The 16,449-nt window shown below is 40.3% G+C and carries 12 protein-coding genes and 1 rRNA gene; 5 read left to right on the top strand and 8 right to left on the bottom strand.

Annotated elements, in window-relative coordinates; all coding sequences use genetic code 11:
* The first annotated feature begins 107 nt into the window (after positions 1-107).
* Positions 108-222, top strand: a 5S ribosomal RNA gene (gene rrf, locus LOS73_RS20215).
* A 716-nt stretch (positions 223-938) separates the two neighbouring features.
* On the opposite strand, the gene recG is transcribed toward rrf, so the two are convergent.
* Genes recG through asnC form a run of 3 tightly spaced genes read right to left on the bottom strand, consistent with a single transcriptional unit; the run spans position 939 to position 4,266 of the window.
* Positions 939-3,020 (bottom strand): ATP-dependent DNA helicase RecG, encoded by a 2,082-nt coding sequence (recG, locus tag LOS73_RS20210; protein WP_033030022.1) that lies wholly within the window; start codon positions 3,018-3,020, stop codon positions 939-941.
* A 59-nt stretch (positions 3,021-3,079) separates the two neighbouring features.
* A complete protein-coding gene (trmH, locus tag LOS73_RS20205) occupies positions 3,080-3,766 on the bottom strand; it encodes a tRNA (guanosine(18)-2'-O)-methyltransferase TrmH (protein ID WP_007580009.1) in 687 nt (228 codons plus the stop codon).
* A 41-nt stretch (positions 3,767-3,807) separates the two neighbouring features.
* Positions 3,808-4,266: a transcriptional regulator AsnC gene (gene asnC / locus LOS73_RS20200; protein ID WP_033030020.1), complete on the bottom strand. Its 459-nt coding sequence runs from the start codon at positions 4,264-4,266 to the stop codon at positions 3,808-3,810.
* Between the two features lie 196 nt (positions 4,267-4,462).
* Here asnC and asnA point away from each other — a divergent pair, with 196 nt between their 5' ends.
* Positions 4,463-5,458, top strand: coding sequence for an aspartate--ammonia ligase (gene asnA / locus LOS73_RS20195; RefSeq protein ID WP_033030017.1), 996 nt, complete (start codon positions 4,463-4,465; stop codon positions 5,456-5,458).
* Positions 5,459-5,505: 47 nt separating this feature from the next.
* Here the strand turns inward: asnA and LOS73_RS20190 are convergent, their stop codons facing one another.
* The 5 genes from LOS73_RS20190 to gmk form a co-directional block, all read right to left on the bottom strand.
* Positions 5,506-7,113 (bottom strand): DUF342 domain-containing protein, encoded by a 1,608-nt coding sequence (locus LOS73_RS20190; protein ID WP_457934217.1) that lies wholly within the window; start codon positions 7,111-7,113, stop codon positions 5,506-5,508.
* Between the two features lie 144 nt (positions 7,114-7,257).
* Positions 7,258-7,650, bottom strand: a complete 393-nt coding sequence (locus tag LOS73_RS20185; protein WP_007378833.1) for a RidA family protein — start codon at positions 7,648-7,650, stop codon at positions 7,258-7,260.
* 12 nt (positions 7,651-7,662) lie between these two features.
* Positions 7,663-9,768: a bifunctional GTP diphosphokinase/guanosine-3',5'-bis pyrophosphate 3'-pyrophosphohydrolase gene (gene spoT / locus LOS73_RS20180; RefSeq protein WP_008139659.1), complete on the bottom strand. Its 2,106-nt coding sequence runs from the start codon at positions 9,766-9,768 to the stop codon at positions 7,663-7,665.
* A 388-nt stretch (positions 9,769-10,156) separates the two neighbouring features.
* On the bottom strand, positions 10,157-10,432 hold the full coding sequence (gene rpoZ, locus LOS73_RS20175) for a DNA-directed RNA polymerase subunit omega (RefSeq protein ID WP_007378835.1): 276 nt from the start codon (positions 10,430-10,432) through the stop codon (positions 10,157-10,159).
* A 125-nt stretch (positions 10,433-10,557) separates the two neighbouring features.
* The gene (gene gmk, locus LOS73_RS20170; RefSeq protein ID WP_033030015.1) at positions 10,558-11,178 is read right to left on the bottom strand and encodes a guanylate kinase; all 621 of its coding nucleotides are present in this window, start codon (positions 11,176-11,178) and stop codon (positions 10,558-10,560) included.
* 303 nt (positions 11,179-11,481) lie between these two features.
* On the opposite strand from gmk, the gene LOS73_RS20165 reads away from it, so the two are divergent.
* The 3 genes from LOS73_RS20165 to LOS73_RS20155 all read left to right on the top strand — a co-directional run bounded on the left by LOS73_RS20165 (position 11,482) and on the right by LOS73_RS20155 (position 16,440).
* Positions 11,482-13,845 (top strand): alkaline phosphatase D family protein, encoded by a 2,364-nt coding sequence (locus LOS73_RS20165; protein ID WP_033030003.1) that lies wholly within the window; start codon positions 11,482-11,484, stop codon positions 13,843-13,845.
* A gap of 143 nt (positions 13,846-13,988) precedes the next feature.
* Positions 13,989-15,103, top strand: a protein-coding gene (locus tag LOS73_RS20160; RefSeq protein ID WP_457933674.1) for an IS3 family transposase whose coding sequence is annotated in 2 segments (ribosomal slippage) — positions 13,989-14,241 and positions 14,241-15,103 — 1,116 coding nt in all. Because the reading frame shifts where the segments join, the coding sequence is not laid out codon by codon here.
* Positions 15,104-15,516: 413 nt separating this feature from the next.
* Entirely contained in the window at positions 15,517-16,440 is a 924-nt protein-coding gene (locus LOS73_RS20155; protein WP_457934216.1) for a restriction endonuclease, read from the top strand.
* Positions 16,441-16,449 lie beyond the last annotated feature (9 nt).

Here is a 16,449-nt window from a genome sequence, read left to right as displayed (position 1 = left end):
TTAATATAACTAAAGTAGATATTACTTAAAGAAAGACTTAAAAAATATTATCAGATATTTTCCAAATTCAGTTAGTGCGCAGAAATACGTATTAACGCCCAAATTTGCTTGGTGACAATAGCGTTTTGGACCCACCTGACTCCATGCCGAACTCAGTAGTGAAACGAAACAGCGCCGATGATAGTGTAGCATTTGCTATGTGAAAGTAGGACATTACCAGGCTTCAAATTGTAGAGAGCCCGACTAGAAATAGTCGGGCTTTTTTACGTCTGCAGAAAAGTAAAATGTGCGCAATTAACACACACTCATATCGCGACACAAAGATAGTGTAGCATTTCACTGTGGCTCTCCACCGCTGTGGGCACTACGACATCACCAGGCTTCAAATTAAAGAAACCCGTTACAGCAATGTGACGGGTTTTTTGCTGTTTTGGATTTAATAAATAGCCAAGAGCCCATGCCGAACTCAGTAGTGAAACAAAACAGCTCGAAGGCGAGACCCACTGAAGGCCGCCCTGACACAAAGATAGTGTAGCATTTCACTGTGACTTTCTACCGCTGTGGGCACTACGACATCCTACTGCGTAGCGCACCGACCTCAAATTGTAGAGAGCCCGACTAGAAATAGTCGGGCTTTTTTACGTCTGCAGAAAAGTGAAATACGCGCAATTAACACACACTACATCAACACCCATCACGTAGGGCGAGCGAAGCGACTCCCGACGCTAGAATCACAACAAAACCCCTCAATATCTCAGTCGGCCATTATCCCAGTCCGACCTCCCAATACAGTAGCATTTGCTACGTGACTTTCTACGGCTGTGGGCACTACGACATTCTACTGCGTAGCGCACCGACTTCACATTGTAGAAAGCCCGGATCTAACGATTCGGGCTTTTTTACGTCTGCAGAAAAGTGAAAATATATTTCAATGAGGGTTATGCTTGTGCGTAGTTTGACTTATTGCCAAGCCATCTATGAATCAGAGGATCCACATGTTGAGGGTATTGTTTTAGCATTTGCTGCGCGATAGGTCTTACTTGATTAAGTGTTTGTTTGTCGCGCGTTAAGTCTGCAATTTTGAATTCTGCTAAACCAGTTTGCTTTGTGCCGAGAACTTCACCAGGGCCACGAATTTCTAAATCGCGCTCTGCTATCACAAAGCCATCGTTACTATCGCGTAGTACACCTAATCGCTTTTGAGCGGTATGAGACAGTGGTGCGTGGTATAAAAGCACGCAATGCGATGCAGTAGCGCCACGGCCAACTCGCCCACGTAATTGGTGTAACTGCGCTAAGCCTAAGCGCTCAGGGTTTTCTATAATGATTAAGCTCGCATTAGGGACATCTACACCAACTTCAATAACGGTAGTGGCAACTAAAACATGTATAGTACCTGCCTTAAACTCGCTCATAATGGCTTGTTTTTCAGCTGATTTCATTCGTCCATGTACTAAGCCTACGTTTAGCTCTGGTAATGCTTCTTTTAATTGCAGTGCACTGTCTTCGGCGGCTTGGCATTGCAGTACTTCAGATTCATCTATTAGTGTACATACCCAATAAACTTGGCGGCCTTGCTCATTACAGGCTAATTTAACGCGGGCAATAATATCGTCTCTGCGAGTGTCTGGAAGTGCTACTGTTGTAATTGGCGTACGCCCTGGTGGTAACTCATCAATTACAGAGGTTTCTAAGTCGGCATACGCTGTCATAGCGAGTGTGCGTGGGATGGGTGTTGCAGTCATGACCAGTTGATGGGGATAGCAATCACCAAACTTACCTTTTTCACGCAGTGATAAACGCTGATGAACACCAAAGCGGTGTTGTTCATCAATAACGATAAGCACTAAGTTATTAAACTTAACTTCATCTTGAAATAAAGCGTGAGTACCTACAATCATTTGCGCTTCACCAGAGGCTATTTTTTCAAGTGTTGCTACGCGCTCTTTGCCTTTTGTTTTACCGCCAAGCCAAGCAACTGTTATACTTAGTTGATTAAACCACGTTGTAAAATTAACACCATGTTGCTCTGATAAAATTTCAGTAGGAGCCATTAAAGCGACTTGAAAGCCTTGCGCGATGGCTGTTAGTGCACTAAGTGCTGCTACTAGGGTTTTGCCAGAGCCTACATCGCCTTGTACTAAACGCATCATGGGATACGCGTGTTGCATGTCACCTTTAATTTCAGCAACTACGCGGCTTTGCGCATTTGTGGGTGAAAAAGGAAGTTGCTCTAAAAACTGGCTTTCTAATGTGTTTACTGGATTTAATGCCACGGCTTTAACTTGTTGCCCTTGCTCTCGCACTTTTAATAAGCTGAGGTTTTGAGCAAGTAACTCCTCAAATACAAGGCGCTGTTGAGCAGGGTGAGTACCTTGCTCTAATGCAGTTACATCAACATCATTTGGTGGGCGGTGCAGTAATAATAAGGCGTCACTTAGTGGCATGTTTGATGGCTGCCACTGTGAAGGCAGTAGTTCTTCTACTGAGTATTTATTTAGTAAATCAATAGCCTGTTCGCTTAAAGCTCTAATCGATAGTTGCTTTAAACCTTCGGTAGTTGAATAAACGGGCGTTAATGTTGTCGCTACCGGCTGCTCGTTAGAGGTATCGCTGATGCTGTATTCAGGATGACTCATTTCAAAGCCAACACGGCCACGGCGCACTTCACCAAAGCAACGTATTATTTTACCAGCACTAAATGCGTTTTTTTGTGCGGCGGTAAAATTAAAAAACCGTAATGTTAGCCTGCCAGTACCATCATTGATTTGGCAAACAAGCATGCGCCTTTTACCAAACGTGATTTGGCTTGTTTCAATTGTTGCTTCAACACTCACGTGGCTATGTAGTGACAACTCATTAATCGCGTATAAGCGAGTGCGATCTTCGTAGCGAAGTGGTAAATGAAAGAGCATATCTTGCACAGTTAAAATACCTAGCTTCAACAAGCGCTCGGCCATTTTTGGACCAACCCCTTTAAGTTCTGTTATTGGGTATTGGCTTAAGCTAGGTTTAGACAAAGTAGGCTCAACTTTTGTTATTTAATGTAGATTAAGTGTACTTACAGAGTGTAAGTGCATCAAGTATGTTTTAAAGCTTGCCAAAATTGCTCATCAGCGACTATTTCGCCGTTTTCATCAAGTGCAGGGTAAGGTAATTTTTTTTGTTTACACTGCCTTGCAATAATAGGGTGACAACCTTCGAAATAAAGCGGGTGCTTAACTTCAGCGCTGAGCATATCTCTATTGTATAAACCTGCAAGTTCACGCTGGCGCTGTGCTTCAAACAATATTAGCGCAGCAGCAACTGAAACATTTAGCGATTGCACCATGCCTTGCATTGGAATAATAATATTTTGATCAGCATATTCTAGGGCTTTTTCTGAGATCCCTGTTTTTTCTTGTCCAACAATAATAGCCGTTGGCTTGGTGTAATCTACTTCTCTAAAATCAACGGCATCTTCTGATAGGTGAGTCGCGAGTATTTGTATTTCTGGATTGCGTTCACGCATTGCAGTAACGGCATCATCAATATTTCTATGTAAGTGCGTCTCTAGCCAGTTTTTACTGCCACCTGAGGTATTATTTGTTAGCCATTTTTGCTTTTCAGGCCATACAGCATGTACGTGATGGCAACCAACCGCATCAGCACTTCGTACTATTGCAGATAAGTTATGGTGTTTGTGCACGTCTTCTAAACACACGGTTAGGTCTGTTTGACGGCGCGAAAGTACGTCTTCGATTCTTTGATAGCGAGTTTGCTGCATGGTTATCCTCTTTTTTCGGCAATTATACGAGATTTTTGCAGTTAAGGCATTACCGTACGGCTAATTGGATTTTGTAGAGAAATAAGTGTTTCTGTTGATTGAATGGCTTCTATTGCCTGTATTTTATTAATCAGCACATCTTGTAAGTGATCAATGGACTTTGTCATTACCTTTATAAATATACTGTAGTTACCTGTTGTGTAATAAGCCTCTACCACTTCCTCCAATGCTTCTAGCTTTATAAGCGTTTGCGGGTAATCACGTGCGTTATTTAAATTAATGCCTATAAAGCAGCACACATCGTAGCCCAGCTGTTTAGTATTAATCGTTAATTGGGTGCCTGTAATGATCCCTGCTTGCTTCATTTTTTCAATTCTTACGTGAATTGTCCCAGCGCTTACATTAAATCTTTTTGCTAATTCGGCGTACGCAGTACGGGCATTTTTCATTAATGCATGAAGTATCTGTTTATCGAGATTATCGATTAAATAATTTTCCATTATATATTTGTCATAAAATTATCGAATATATGGTTTTTATACCACTTAATTAATGGTTTTTGTATATTAAAGCTATTTTTGTTATGGGATATTGAATTAATCCTTTAAATCGTTAAATTAACTTCATTAGAGGCGCTCATTAGAGCGTTTTTATCAATTAAGCAAGTAACAATAACTGGGAATGAGGCCAATTATTATGAGTTCACACTATGTGCAGCAACAGCAGCAAATAAGTAAAGTTAAGCAATTTTTTTCACAACAACTAGAAACCCAACTTGGGCTGGTTGAGGTTCAAGCCCCAATTTTGGCTAAGGTTGGCGACGGCACGCAAGATAACTTAAGCGGCCATGAAAACGCAGTTGCTGTAAATGTGAAAGCGATTACAGATAGCCGCTACGAAGTGGTGCATTCACTGGCTAAGTGGAAACGTAAAACACTCGCAACTTATGGCTTTGGTGTTGGTGAGGGTATTTACACTCAAATGAAAGCTTTGCGCCCAGATGAAGATTCATTAAGTCCTATTCATTCTGTATATGTTGATCAGTGGGATTGGGAAAAAGTAATTAACAAAACGACAGAGCGTTCGCTGGCAACACTAAAGCAAACTGTTCAATCTATTTATAAAGGGATAAAAGAGACGGAAGCTTTTGTAAGTGAGTCTTATGGTTTGACGCCTTTTTTACCGGACGACATTAAGTTTGTACACAGTGAAGAGCTACGTAAAATGTATCCTGACTTTAGCGCTAAGCAACGCGAAAAAGCCATTGCACAAGAATATGGTGCTGTATTTTTAATTGGTATTGGTGGCGCACTTGGTGATGGCAAAATCCATGATGTAAGAGCCCCAGATTACGATGATTGGTCTACGCCAACATGCGATCAATACATGGGTTTAAATGGTGATATTTTAGTATGGAACCCAGTACTTGAAGATGCATTTGAAATTTCATCAATGGGTATACGTGTAAGCCCTGAGGTTTTAAAAGCGCAGTTAAGGGTTACTGGAGATGAAGACCGCTTAGAGTTTGATTGGCATAAAGCGCTACTACAAAGTAAATTTCCGCAAACAATTGGCGGTGGAATAGGGCAGTCGCGCTTGGCTATGTTACTACTGCAAAAGCAACATATTGGACAAGTACAGGTTAGTGTGTGGCCAAATAAAACTTACGATACAGTAAGTGATTTACTTTAGGGTATATGAGGAGCTATTGATTTGAGTGCCTGTATTTGCACTCATTTCTAGTGTGTTTTAAACTCGATTTCTACTTTATTATTCAACAACTTTACATTGCATGGTGGGTAATTACGGATTGTTTTGAGTACTTTATTAAAAATATGAATTTCTACTCCAGAATGCAAAACAGTGTTAACAGCAAGGTTTGCATCACTAAGCAAATCATGTAACTCATGATCTAAGCTCGAAAGGCGTTTTTCTAATTGTTCAGCCTGTTGGCAATAATGCAGTTGTGTAGCGCCAATTTTGGCAATTAGCTGATTCTTTTTATCAATATCTTTAACTAAATCAGCTTTTTCGAGAGCAGCTTGAAGAGTATCTAATTGTTGATCTGTATTTGCTAAATCTTTAAAGCAATTGTCTGTGTCAGCAGTTATTTCAGCGCCTGAAGCTGCTAAATTTATTGCCATTTTTGCGCCTGATTCGTTTCCGATTTCACCAGCAATGAGCGTTGTAGCATCCAGTATTTCACCACCAAAAATTTTACCTTTAGGTAAGTCTGTTTGACCAACTTGTAGTAATTTTTTCGCTTTCATAACACAGTGGCTAGTTTGGCGATCAATAAATATGTTAGCTGCTTCTATATAACAATACTGTGAATGAGAAACATGGACATCTCCAGTACAAACTAATTTGCAGGATAACGATTTATCCTCAGGCTTTTGATGGCCAATTACACCTTGCTTCACAGTGATATTACCGCCAGCAGTAAGCTCCCCTGATTCGACAGTACCTAAGATAGTAATATCGCCTTTTGCGTTTATTTTCATACCAGGATCGATGTTTCGTGTAACAATCACACTGCCTTCAAAGTCGATATGGCCACTTTTCACATTTACATCAGATATTGTAAAAATATCATCTACACGCATTCCGTTATTAATTTCTACAGGAACGCCGGCAATAGTAGAGACTAATTCCATAGGGTTTAATTTTGATATTTCAGTGCCTTCACCTGCGACCAGTTGTTTATTTTCACCAGGTTTAGCGGTAAGTATATCACCGACTACTGTAAAGCCTTCTTTACCGGGGGTTGCTGGTTGCTGGCGAATAAGCACAGAGCCAGGTTCTACGCTTGCAAGCTTGCCAAAGTCACGCATATCAACGCTGCCATCTTCTTTTAATTTTGGCGCGTTTAAACGATCTTTTAGGGTTTCTACCACTGTTACTAATTTTGTCGCTAATCCATCACTTGGAAGCCGCCCTTTGGCGAGAGTACCTTTAACGATTGTCCCAGGTGATAGCTCGGCTTGTTTTTCTAGTAATTGTTCTAAAAATACTTGCTTGTAGCCACGAACTATTCCAGCTTTAACAAGGTGTTTTTTCGCATCATCTAGGCTTAGCTGCTTACCGCCCTGAGCGAGAGTGAGCTCGCCTATAGCTAGCATTTTATCATCGCTAATTTCTATCTTGATTGCGGCATCGTACTTAGTTGCAACAACTAAAACTGACTCAGTATTTTTATTTTTGAAGAAGTTGTTTATGGCTTCATGATCGATTTTACAGTCACAAAAAGTCGACATTTCGAGAGCTTCAATCACGAACGCAGCACTCGGCGGAGCGTGCTTACTTACATCAAGTAAAATATTTCCATTATGAGCAAGCTTAAACACTAGTTAATCCTTCTCTACTACTTAAGTTAAGTTTGAGTATATTACATAATAACAGATTGCTAGAAATTTACTTTTGAGTCAAGAAAACAAAACGAGGTTATGGAGAAATAGAGCTATAGCTGGGACCATAGCTCGTAGGTAATACTAATTAGTTGAAGGTAGTTCCATTATTCCATCTATCTCAACTTGCACACCTTTTGGCAGCGCACGCACACCAATTGCGGCACGAGCAGGGTATGGTTGTTTGAAGTATTGGCTCATTACTTCGTTAACAATAGCAAAGTTAGATAAATCAGTAAGGTAAATATTCACCTTAACTAGGTCGTGTATCTGACCCCCAGCTTCTTCACATACAGCAGCAATGTTTTTAAATACTTGATGTGTTTGTTCGCCAAAGTCTTCCGAAATAACTTCCATAGTCTCAGGCACTAATGGTATTTGACCCGATAAGTAGACAGCCGTTCCTACTTTAACGGCTTGGCTATATGTGCCTATTGCTGCAGGCGCTTTGTCGGTAGAAATAAATGCTTTATTCATGTGTTTCCTATTTTATTTTTTACGATAGACTTTTTGTACATCAGGCATAACGCGAATGCGTCGCATAATGTTAGCAACGTGGATACGGTTTTTAACGGTAACCCCTAAATCTATCACGTATAAATTACTTTCTTTTTCATCAGTGGCTATTTCCACAATATTGGCTTGGGTAGTCGCAACAACATTGGTTAACTTTGCAAGCGCCCCTTGATGATTAATAATCTCGACTCTAAGGGCTGCAATATATTCTTTCTCTGGATTATCGTCCCACTTTACAACTAAGTATTTAGAGCGCTCACTTTCCCAGCCGCGAATATTTTTACATTCCTGGCGATGAACAGTTAATCCTTTGCCTTGGCTTATATGTGCAGTTATTGCATCCCCAGGTACAGGGCGGCAACACTTAGAGTAATTAACTAACATACCTTCGGTGCCAATAATGGTTGCTTTGACTTGGTTGGTAATGTCTGTTAAATCATCGTTTTCGTTTTGTAATAAGCGTTTAGCAATTAACATGCTCATCAGATTACCAGAGCCTATTGCTACTAGTAACTCAAGTAGTGTAGAAAGTTCATGTTCTTCAAGTACTCGCGCTATATTCTCATCAGGAATACTGTCGAACTTATTTTCACCAAGTGCGGAGTCGAGTAAACGCCTACCCAATAACAGCGCTTCCTCGTGATGCTGACTCTTAAGGTAGTTACGAATGCCTAACCGTGCTTTACCGGTAACAATAAAGTTTAGCCAAGTTGCATTTGGGTGAGCCCCAGAGCTAGTAATTACTTCTACTGTTTGGCCGGTATCAAGCGCTTTACTCAAAGGGTAAGGTTTGCGATTTACTCTTGCCCCTACGCACGTATTTCCAACGTCAGTATGTACAGCGTATGCAAAATCAACAGCTGTTGCGCCCATTGGTAATTCAACGATTCGGCCATCTGGCGTAAATACGTAAATTTCTTCAGGGAATAGCTCAGTTTTTACATTTTCTATAAATTCAAATGATGAGCCAGCACTTTGCTGAAGCTCTAATAAACTTTGCATCCATTGGCGAGCACGTTGTTGTGACGTATTGCCCGCGCCATCACCTGATTTTTTATACATCCAGTGTGCGGCCACGCCTTTGTCTGCCATATGATCCATGTCGTGAGTACGAATTTGAATCTCAACAGGTATGCCGTGTGGGCCAACTAAAGAAGTATGAAGTGACTGATAGCCATTGGTTTTAGGCACTGCAATATAGTCTTTAAAGCGCGTTTCAATAGGCTTATAAAGGCTGTGAGCAACACCTAATACGCGATAACACGTATCCATAGAGTCAACCGCAATTCTAAACGCGTAAATATCCATGACTTCGTTAAATAACAGTTCTTTATTAAGCATTTTTTTATAAATACTATAAAGGTGCTTTTCGCGGCCCGATACCGTCGCTTTTATGCCTGACTCTTCAAGGCGCGCTTCAATTTCGTTTTGAATATTTGAAATAACTTCTTTTCGATTACCACGTGCTTTTGCAACTTCAGATTTAAGTGCACGATGGCGCATAGGGTATAGAGCTTGAAAACCTAAATCTTCAAGCTCATTTTTAATGTCGTGAATACCTAAACGGTTTGCTATCGGCGCGTATATTTCTAGTGTTTCGCGTGCTATACGGCGGCGTTTATCGGGGCGAAGAGCACCCAATGTGCGCATATTATGCGTTCTATCAGCAAGCTTGATTAAAATAACTCGTATGTCTTGAGTCATAGCCATAATCATTTTACGGTAGTTTTCGGCTTGGAATTCTTTTTTATCTTTAAAGCTGAGCTTATCGAGCTTACTTACACCTTCAACCAATTCAGCAACCGTTTCACCAAAAATTTCAGCTAAATCTTGTTGGCTAAAATCAGTATCTTCAATTACATCGTGCATTAACGCGGCCATGAGCGTTTCATGGTCAAGATGCATGCCGGCAAGAATTTGAGTTACTTCAACAGGGTGAGTAATATAAGGTTCGCCACTTGAGCGAGTTTGTCCTTCGTGGGCCTCTCGGGCTACCACGTAAGATTTTTGTACCAGCTCTACATCTGCAGCAGGCAAGTATTCAGAAATTTTCTTTTTAAGACCTTCAAAAAGATACATTTACACTCCAATGTTCTAGGGCCCGTTGACCTTTCAGGATTAAAATTCGTTCAATCTAGGGGCGATTTAATCGCGGCGCGAGGTTTTTAGCCTAGCGGGCTAAGTAAAAACCGAGCAACAAAGAGTAAATTGCCCCTAGGCAGAACCCTTCGGGCTGCGCATGTTTGGCACTTATGTTGCGTTATCGCTTATGCATGGGGAATAACCACACTACATAGGCTCTGCCTTGCCTAAATACCAAGCATGCTTTTGCAAATTTAACCTCGAAAGATAAACAGGCCCTAGTGAAGTAAATTAGGTAAGTTACGAATATACGATGAAAAGAATGGATTGCCAACGGCTATAGTAGAAATACTGCGCCGTTGGCTAAATCAGACCGGGAGGTCGATTATTGATTGCCACCAACAATGGCAGCAACAGCAGCTAGTTCTGCTGCTTCTTGGTGTTGTTGTTCTTCACGGTCAATTAAGTCCATTGAAGCGCTATCAACTAAACCTAATTCAATTTCACGTAAAGCAACAACCGTTGGTTTATCGTTTTCAGGGTCTACTAGTGGCGTTTTACCACCAACAGCAATTTGGCGGGCACGACGAGCCGCAACTAAAATTAAGTCAAAACGATTACCAACTGCATCTACTGCATCTTCAACTGTTACGCGGGCCATCACAGCACTCCAAAAATAATTTAAAAGCAAAGGCGTAGTTTACTCCAAGGAGCCACATTCGCCAATAGCCAGTGTTCAATTTTTATCAGTTTTACTCGCCTAAGCCTAATTTAAATAGGCTTAAATTATTTAAGCAGACTATTTAGTAAAACTTGATGACGATCTTCTTGAGCTTTTAGGGTTAAGCGTTGAGCCATTACAATTATTTCTATATCAGCAAGTGCGCTCTCAAAGTCATCATTTACAATTACAAAGTCATACTCGTTATAATGTGACGTTTCAGATTGTGCTTGTGCCATACGTCCGGCAATAACGTCAGCCGAATCTTGGCCACGGTTATTTAAACGCTGCTCTAGCTCTTTTTTTGAAGGAGGTAGAATAAAAATGGTTTGTACGCTTGGCATAATTTTGCGCACTTGCTGCGCGCCTTGCCAATCAATATCTAAAAACACATCAATACCCGCATCAAGTTGCGACTCAATAGCTTGCTTTGATGTGCCATAGTAATTATCAAATACTTGAGCCCATTCAAAAAAGTCATTTTTTTCAATTAGCGCTTTAAACTCATCTGTAGAGACAAAATGATAATGCACGCCATTTTCTTCACCGGGGCGAGGAGAGCGAGTCGTGTGCGAGACCGATACTTTCATATCAGTATGCTTTTTTAATAACGCATTGATTAAGCTTGATTTACCAGCACCAGAAGGCGCTGATAAAATAAATAAGTTACCGCGAGTTTGTGCCATGTCTTTCTCTACCTAAAAATAAATAGGCTTGGGTTACAAGTAAGCCAAGCCTTTAATTAACTGTATTGTACTTTAATTAGCTCTTAGTGCTCAAGTTAGGTCGAGAGTATTTTGCTAAGTTGCATTTTAAATAAAATTACAATTATTAGTAATACTGAAAGAGTGCCGTGATACAGCACCTAAATGGTTTAGTTAAGCAACAAAGAGGCCAATAAAGTTCAGAAAACAAAGGCATGATCTTTTATTAAAAAAACATTATAGTTAGTTTATTGTTAACAATAACCAATATGTAGAGATCAAACTATGGATAAAAATATATCTCGCCGGTCAGTACTTAAAATATTAGCTGCAGGTGTTGTTGCTACTGGCGTTTCTGGTTGCAAGAATACTTTAGGTGCTGCAACCTCTACAATTACCACCGGCACTAAGCCTCACCGTGATAACTGGCATAAAACGTATAATAGAGTATGGCTTGGTAAGCAATATTGGGCTAACCCGATGGAGGATTGGCGTGTTGTTAACGGCGCTGCTGAGTGTATAACAAGAGGAGGTAATCGAAGTGTTCACTCCCTGACGCACCAAATAACTCATCTTGATCAAGCTTTTACAATGTCGGTTCAAGTTTCACGCTTAGAGCAAAATAGTAAAGATGGGGGCGCAGGTATTCGCCTCGGAGCTAAAAGTGAATTAAACGAATACCGTAGTAACTGTTTTATACAAGAAGGTTACGACCTTGGTATCAAAAATAATCATTTAGTTTTAGGTAATAACACAACATCTCTAGTTACACCGATAGATAATCACGAGATTACTTTAAGTTTAACGGGCACGCCGCAGTCGGGTGCAATGGCCTTGGAGTTAGTTGCTAGCTTAAGTACATCAGGATCAATAATAGGAACTCTGACGCATTTAGTCCCAGCATCTGAATTATTAGGTAATGTGGCGCTTGTTAGTAACTTTTCTATTGCATCAGTAACTTCACAAAATGTGCCGGAAGATAAATTAGGCGCACGTTACAAATTTAGTAATTGGAGTATGCAAGGTGAGGCTTTTTCAGTAATTGATGAGCAAAAATTTGGTCCTATACTTTGGACTATGTATTCGCTAAGCGACACATTGAGCGATGAAGGTTTTGTAATGAAGCTGAGCGCTTACACCGGGCCAATAGGCGAGCAAGATAATCAGCAAATAGAACTGCAAGTACAGCGTAGTAATCAATGGGTGTCTATTGACACTCAGATCATTGATCATGACGGTTGGTTAGCTACTTTTCGGATTATAAATTGGGATGAAACACAAGACACCCCTTTTAGGGTTGTTTACCGTGAAAAATATACCGACGGCACAGAAACCCCCGACATTTATTCAGGCAATATAAAAGCAAACCCAAGTGGTAATAAATTACGCATGGCAGCCCTTACTTGTCAAAATGACTATGGTTTTCCTTACGAACCTGTTGCTCAAAATGTCAAAAAACTACACCCAGATATTGTTTTTTTCTCGGGCGATCAAATTTATGAAAGTCATGGTGGATTCGGTGTGATTCGTACCCCAGACAACTTGGCAATTTTAAATTATTTACGCAAGTTCTATCAATTCGGTTGGTCTTTTAAAGAGGTTATGCGTAATCAACCTACCATTTGTTTGCCTGATGATCACGATGTACTGCAAGGTAACTTGTGGGGCGAAGGTGGTGCAACGATGAAAAACATTTCAAAAGACCCATCGGCAAGTGTATTAGGTGGATATATTGACTCTACGCGAGTGATTAATATGGTACATAAAACCACTTTGAATCATCATCCAGACTCGTATGATCCAACTCCAACTAATGGTATTAGCTCATATTTTAGCAACATGTTGTACGGTGGAGTAGGTTTTGCAATTCTTGCCGACAGGCAATGGAAAAGTGGCCCTGAACGCATTAATGTAGCCGTGGGCGAAACAGGGCAAAATGAAAATCCGCTTTTTTATAATCCTGCATTTAATCCTCCTGGATTAGATTTACTGGGTAAGCGACAAGAGGATTTTCTTGAAAAATGGAGTAAAGACTGGCGCGGACATAATTTAAAAGCAGTATTAAGCCAAACAGTGTTTGCTGCTATTTCAACGCATCAACCTTTACCTGATCGCTTCTTAAAATACGACTTTGACTCAAGTGGTTGGCCAGCATCGGCACGAAACCGAGCAATCGACGCAATGCGCGATTCTATGGCATTACATATTTGTGGTGACACGCACTTAGGTTCTTTATCGCAATATGGGGTAAATCAACAACGAGATAGCAATTGGGCCTTTTGCACTCCAGCTATTTCAGCCGGTTGGCCAAGGTGGTGGAAGCCAGATTCAATGAATATGCCCCACCAAAATCGTCCTGCCCATGGGTTAGCTGAAACCGGTGAATATAAAGATACTTTTGGTAATAAAATTTACGTGTATGCCGTAGGCAATCCAGAAGTCGGTAAATCAAATAACCGATATGTCAAAGCTCATGAAAAAGGCAGTGGTTTTGGTTTTATAACGTTTGATTCTCAAAAGCGAACTTATACAATGGATGCATATAAGTTTTTAGTTGATGTGGCAGATGGTAAAGCGAGTAATCAGTACCCCGGCTGGCCTGTTACTATTCATCAGCAAGAAAACAAAGGTAACAATATATTGGGTTAATTACTTATAAAATATAAACGGCCAATTTAAGGCCGTTTTTGTTTTCAATAATGCAGAGAGAATTAATTATTCTGGTAATCCCCCCGAAAAATAATAGATGCCAAACGTAGAATTTTCTCTTATTGTAAACACAGGAGAAAATTATGAAAAAAGCACATTTTACAGACAGTCAGATCCTTGCCATTTTAAAACAAGCAGAAAGCGGCGTGCCTATTCCTGAGCTATGCCGCGAACATGGTATGGGCAACTCAACCTTTTATAAATGGCGCGCTAAATACGGCGGCATGGATGCGTCTTTAATGACACGAATGAAAGAGCTTGAAGATGAAAATCGCCGTTTAAAGAAAATGTATGCAGAAGAGCGGCTGAAATCTGAGGTCATTCAGGAGGCAATGGCAAAAAAGTGGTAAAGGCTTCTGAGCGCAAAGTCTTGGCTCATGAAGTCGTTAGCACAAATAAAATGAGTATTGCCTTAGCCTGTCGTACTTTCATGATAAGTGAAACATGCTATCGCTATACGCCAAAACTGTCTGATGAAAATGAGAAAATTGCAGCGTTGCTATTGGATTTAAGCCAATGTCAGCGTAATTGGGGATTCGGTTTATGTTTTTTATATTTACGCAATGTTAAAGGCTACACATGGAATCATAAGCGCGTTTATCGTATTTACCGTGAGCTTGAGTTGAATCTGCGAATAAAGCCTAGAAAACGTCTAACAAGGAAGAAGCCTGAACCATTGGCTGTCCCTGAGGCCATTAACGAATGTTGGTCAATGGATTTTATGCACGACCAATTATCTGATGGCAGAGCGTGTCGCTTGTTCAATGTGATTGATGATTTCAATCGCGAAGGACTCACAATAGATGCTGACTTATCACTCCCCGCTGAGCGTGTTATCCGCTCACTCAATCAAATTATAGAATGGCGTGGTAAGCCAAAAGCTATCAGGTGTGACAATGGGCCTGAATATATTAGCCATAAATTAGCAGAGTGGGCGTTAAATAATAATATTGAATTACGATTTATTCAACCAGGTAACCCGCAACAAAATGCTTATGTAGAGCGGTTCAATCGCACGGTTAGGTATGACTGGCTAAGTCATTATATTTACAGGGATATTAGTGAGTTACAAGATAAAGCAACCGATTGGTTATGGACTTATAATAATGAACGCCCTAACATGGGCATAGGTGGAATAACACCCATACAAAAACTGGAAAAGTTAAACAACGAAAATTCTACAGATAGCCTCCATTAAAAATGGGGGGATTACCTTCTATATTCTGGATCTGAATATAGAGTAATTTATTTAACTTTTTATTTATCATTAGCTTGGCGTGTCATTGCTGCCTAGTTTTTGCTTTTGGTAACCGCTATGGTAACCACTTGGTTTGTGATTTAATCTTTTACTTAAATATTTGTATAAGTATAAATTAAAAGAAACCGAGCTACGTAGTAAAACTTACAATCAGCATCTAATGTTATTAGTCAGTGCTCTTGTGAATAATATAAGTTAGTTCTCTTCACTACTCAACATAAAGTGTGTCGATATGAGACATATGTTCATTACATAACCTTTGCCCCATAATCTTAATTTGTATATTATCTTAATTAACAAGAGCAATGGATTAGCTGTATAGTAACTAATTAATACGGCTGGCAGGGAATAGTATGTCGTTACCAGATTACCAATCATTCATGACCCCATTACTGCAATGTTTAGCTAATGGCAAAACCGTAAAGCTCAAAGAGATTGAAGAAAATGTTTATCAAAGCCTAGGCTTATCGGCAGAGCAGCTTAAACAGCGTATTCCTAGCGGCAAGCAAACCTATGCTTACCATCGTTTGGGGTGGGCTAAAACATACTTAGTACAAGCAGGCTTGATACAGCAGCCTAAAAGAGCCTTTTGTAAAATTACGGACAAAGGGTTAGCTGCCATACAAGCTGGCGAACTAATCAATAACCAGTACTTAAGCCAATACCCTGAGTTTTTAGACTTTAAAACCCGCACTAAAGATACTAGTGACTCACTAGACGAAAACACCACCAGCTTAGTAAATAGCAACTCACACAAAACACCAGAAGAGCTTATAGAAGCCGCAGTGGATACACTCAATACAAACTTGAGCGATGAAATACTACAGGCTGTGCTTTCGGCCTCCCCTGCGTTTTTTGAAAACCTTGTAGTCGATTTAATGCTAGCTATGGGCTACGGTGGCTCACGTAAAGATGCAGGGCAAGCTACTCAGTATACTCAAGATGGTGGCATTGATGGCGTAATAAAAGAAGATAAACTCGGCCTCGAAATGATATATTTACAGGCTAAACGCTACACCAACAAAACAGTGGGTAGACCAGACATACAAGCCTTTGCGGGTGCGCTTGATATGCACCGCGCTAAAAAGGGCGTATTCATTACCACCAGCGGCTTTAGTAAAGATGCACTGGAATATGTAGGTTTAATAGAAAAGCGCATAGTGCTTGTAGATGGTAAACAACTTACAGAGCTAATGCTTACTCATAACTTAGGCGTTAGCACTAAACAAGTATTTGAAGTAAAAGCGCTGGATAGCGACTACTTTATTGAAGATTAAAAGGAAATT

This window comes from Pseudoalteromonas sp. SCSIO 43210, assembly GCF_054133285.1.
The sequence above is the reverse complement of the archived record's forward strand: the minus strand, read 5'-3'. Positions and strand labels throughout refer to the sequence as shown.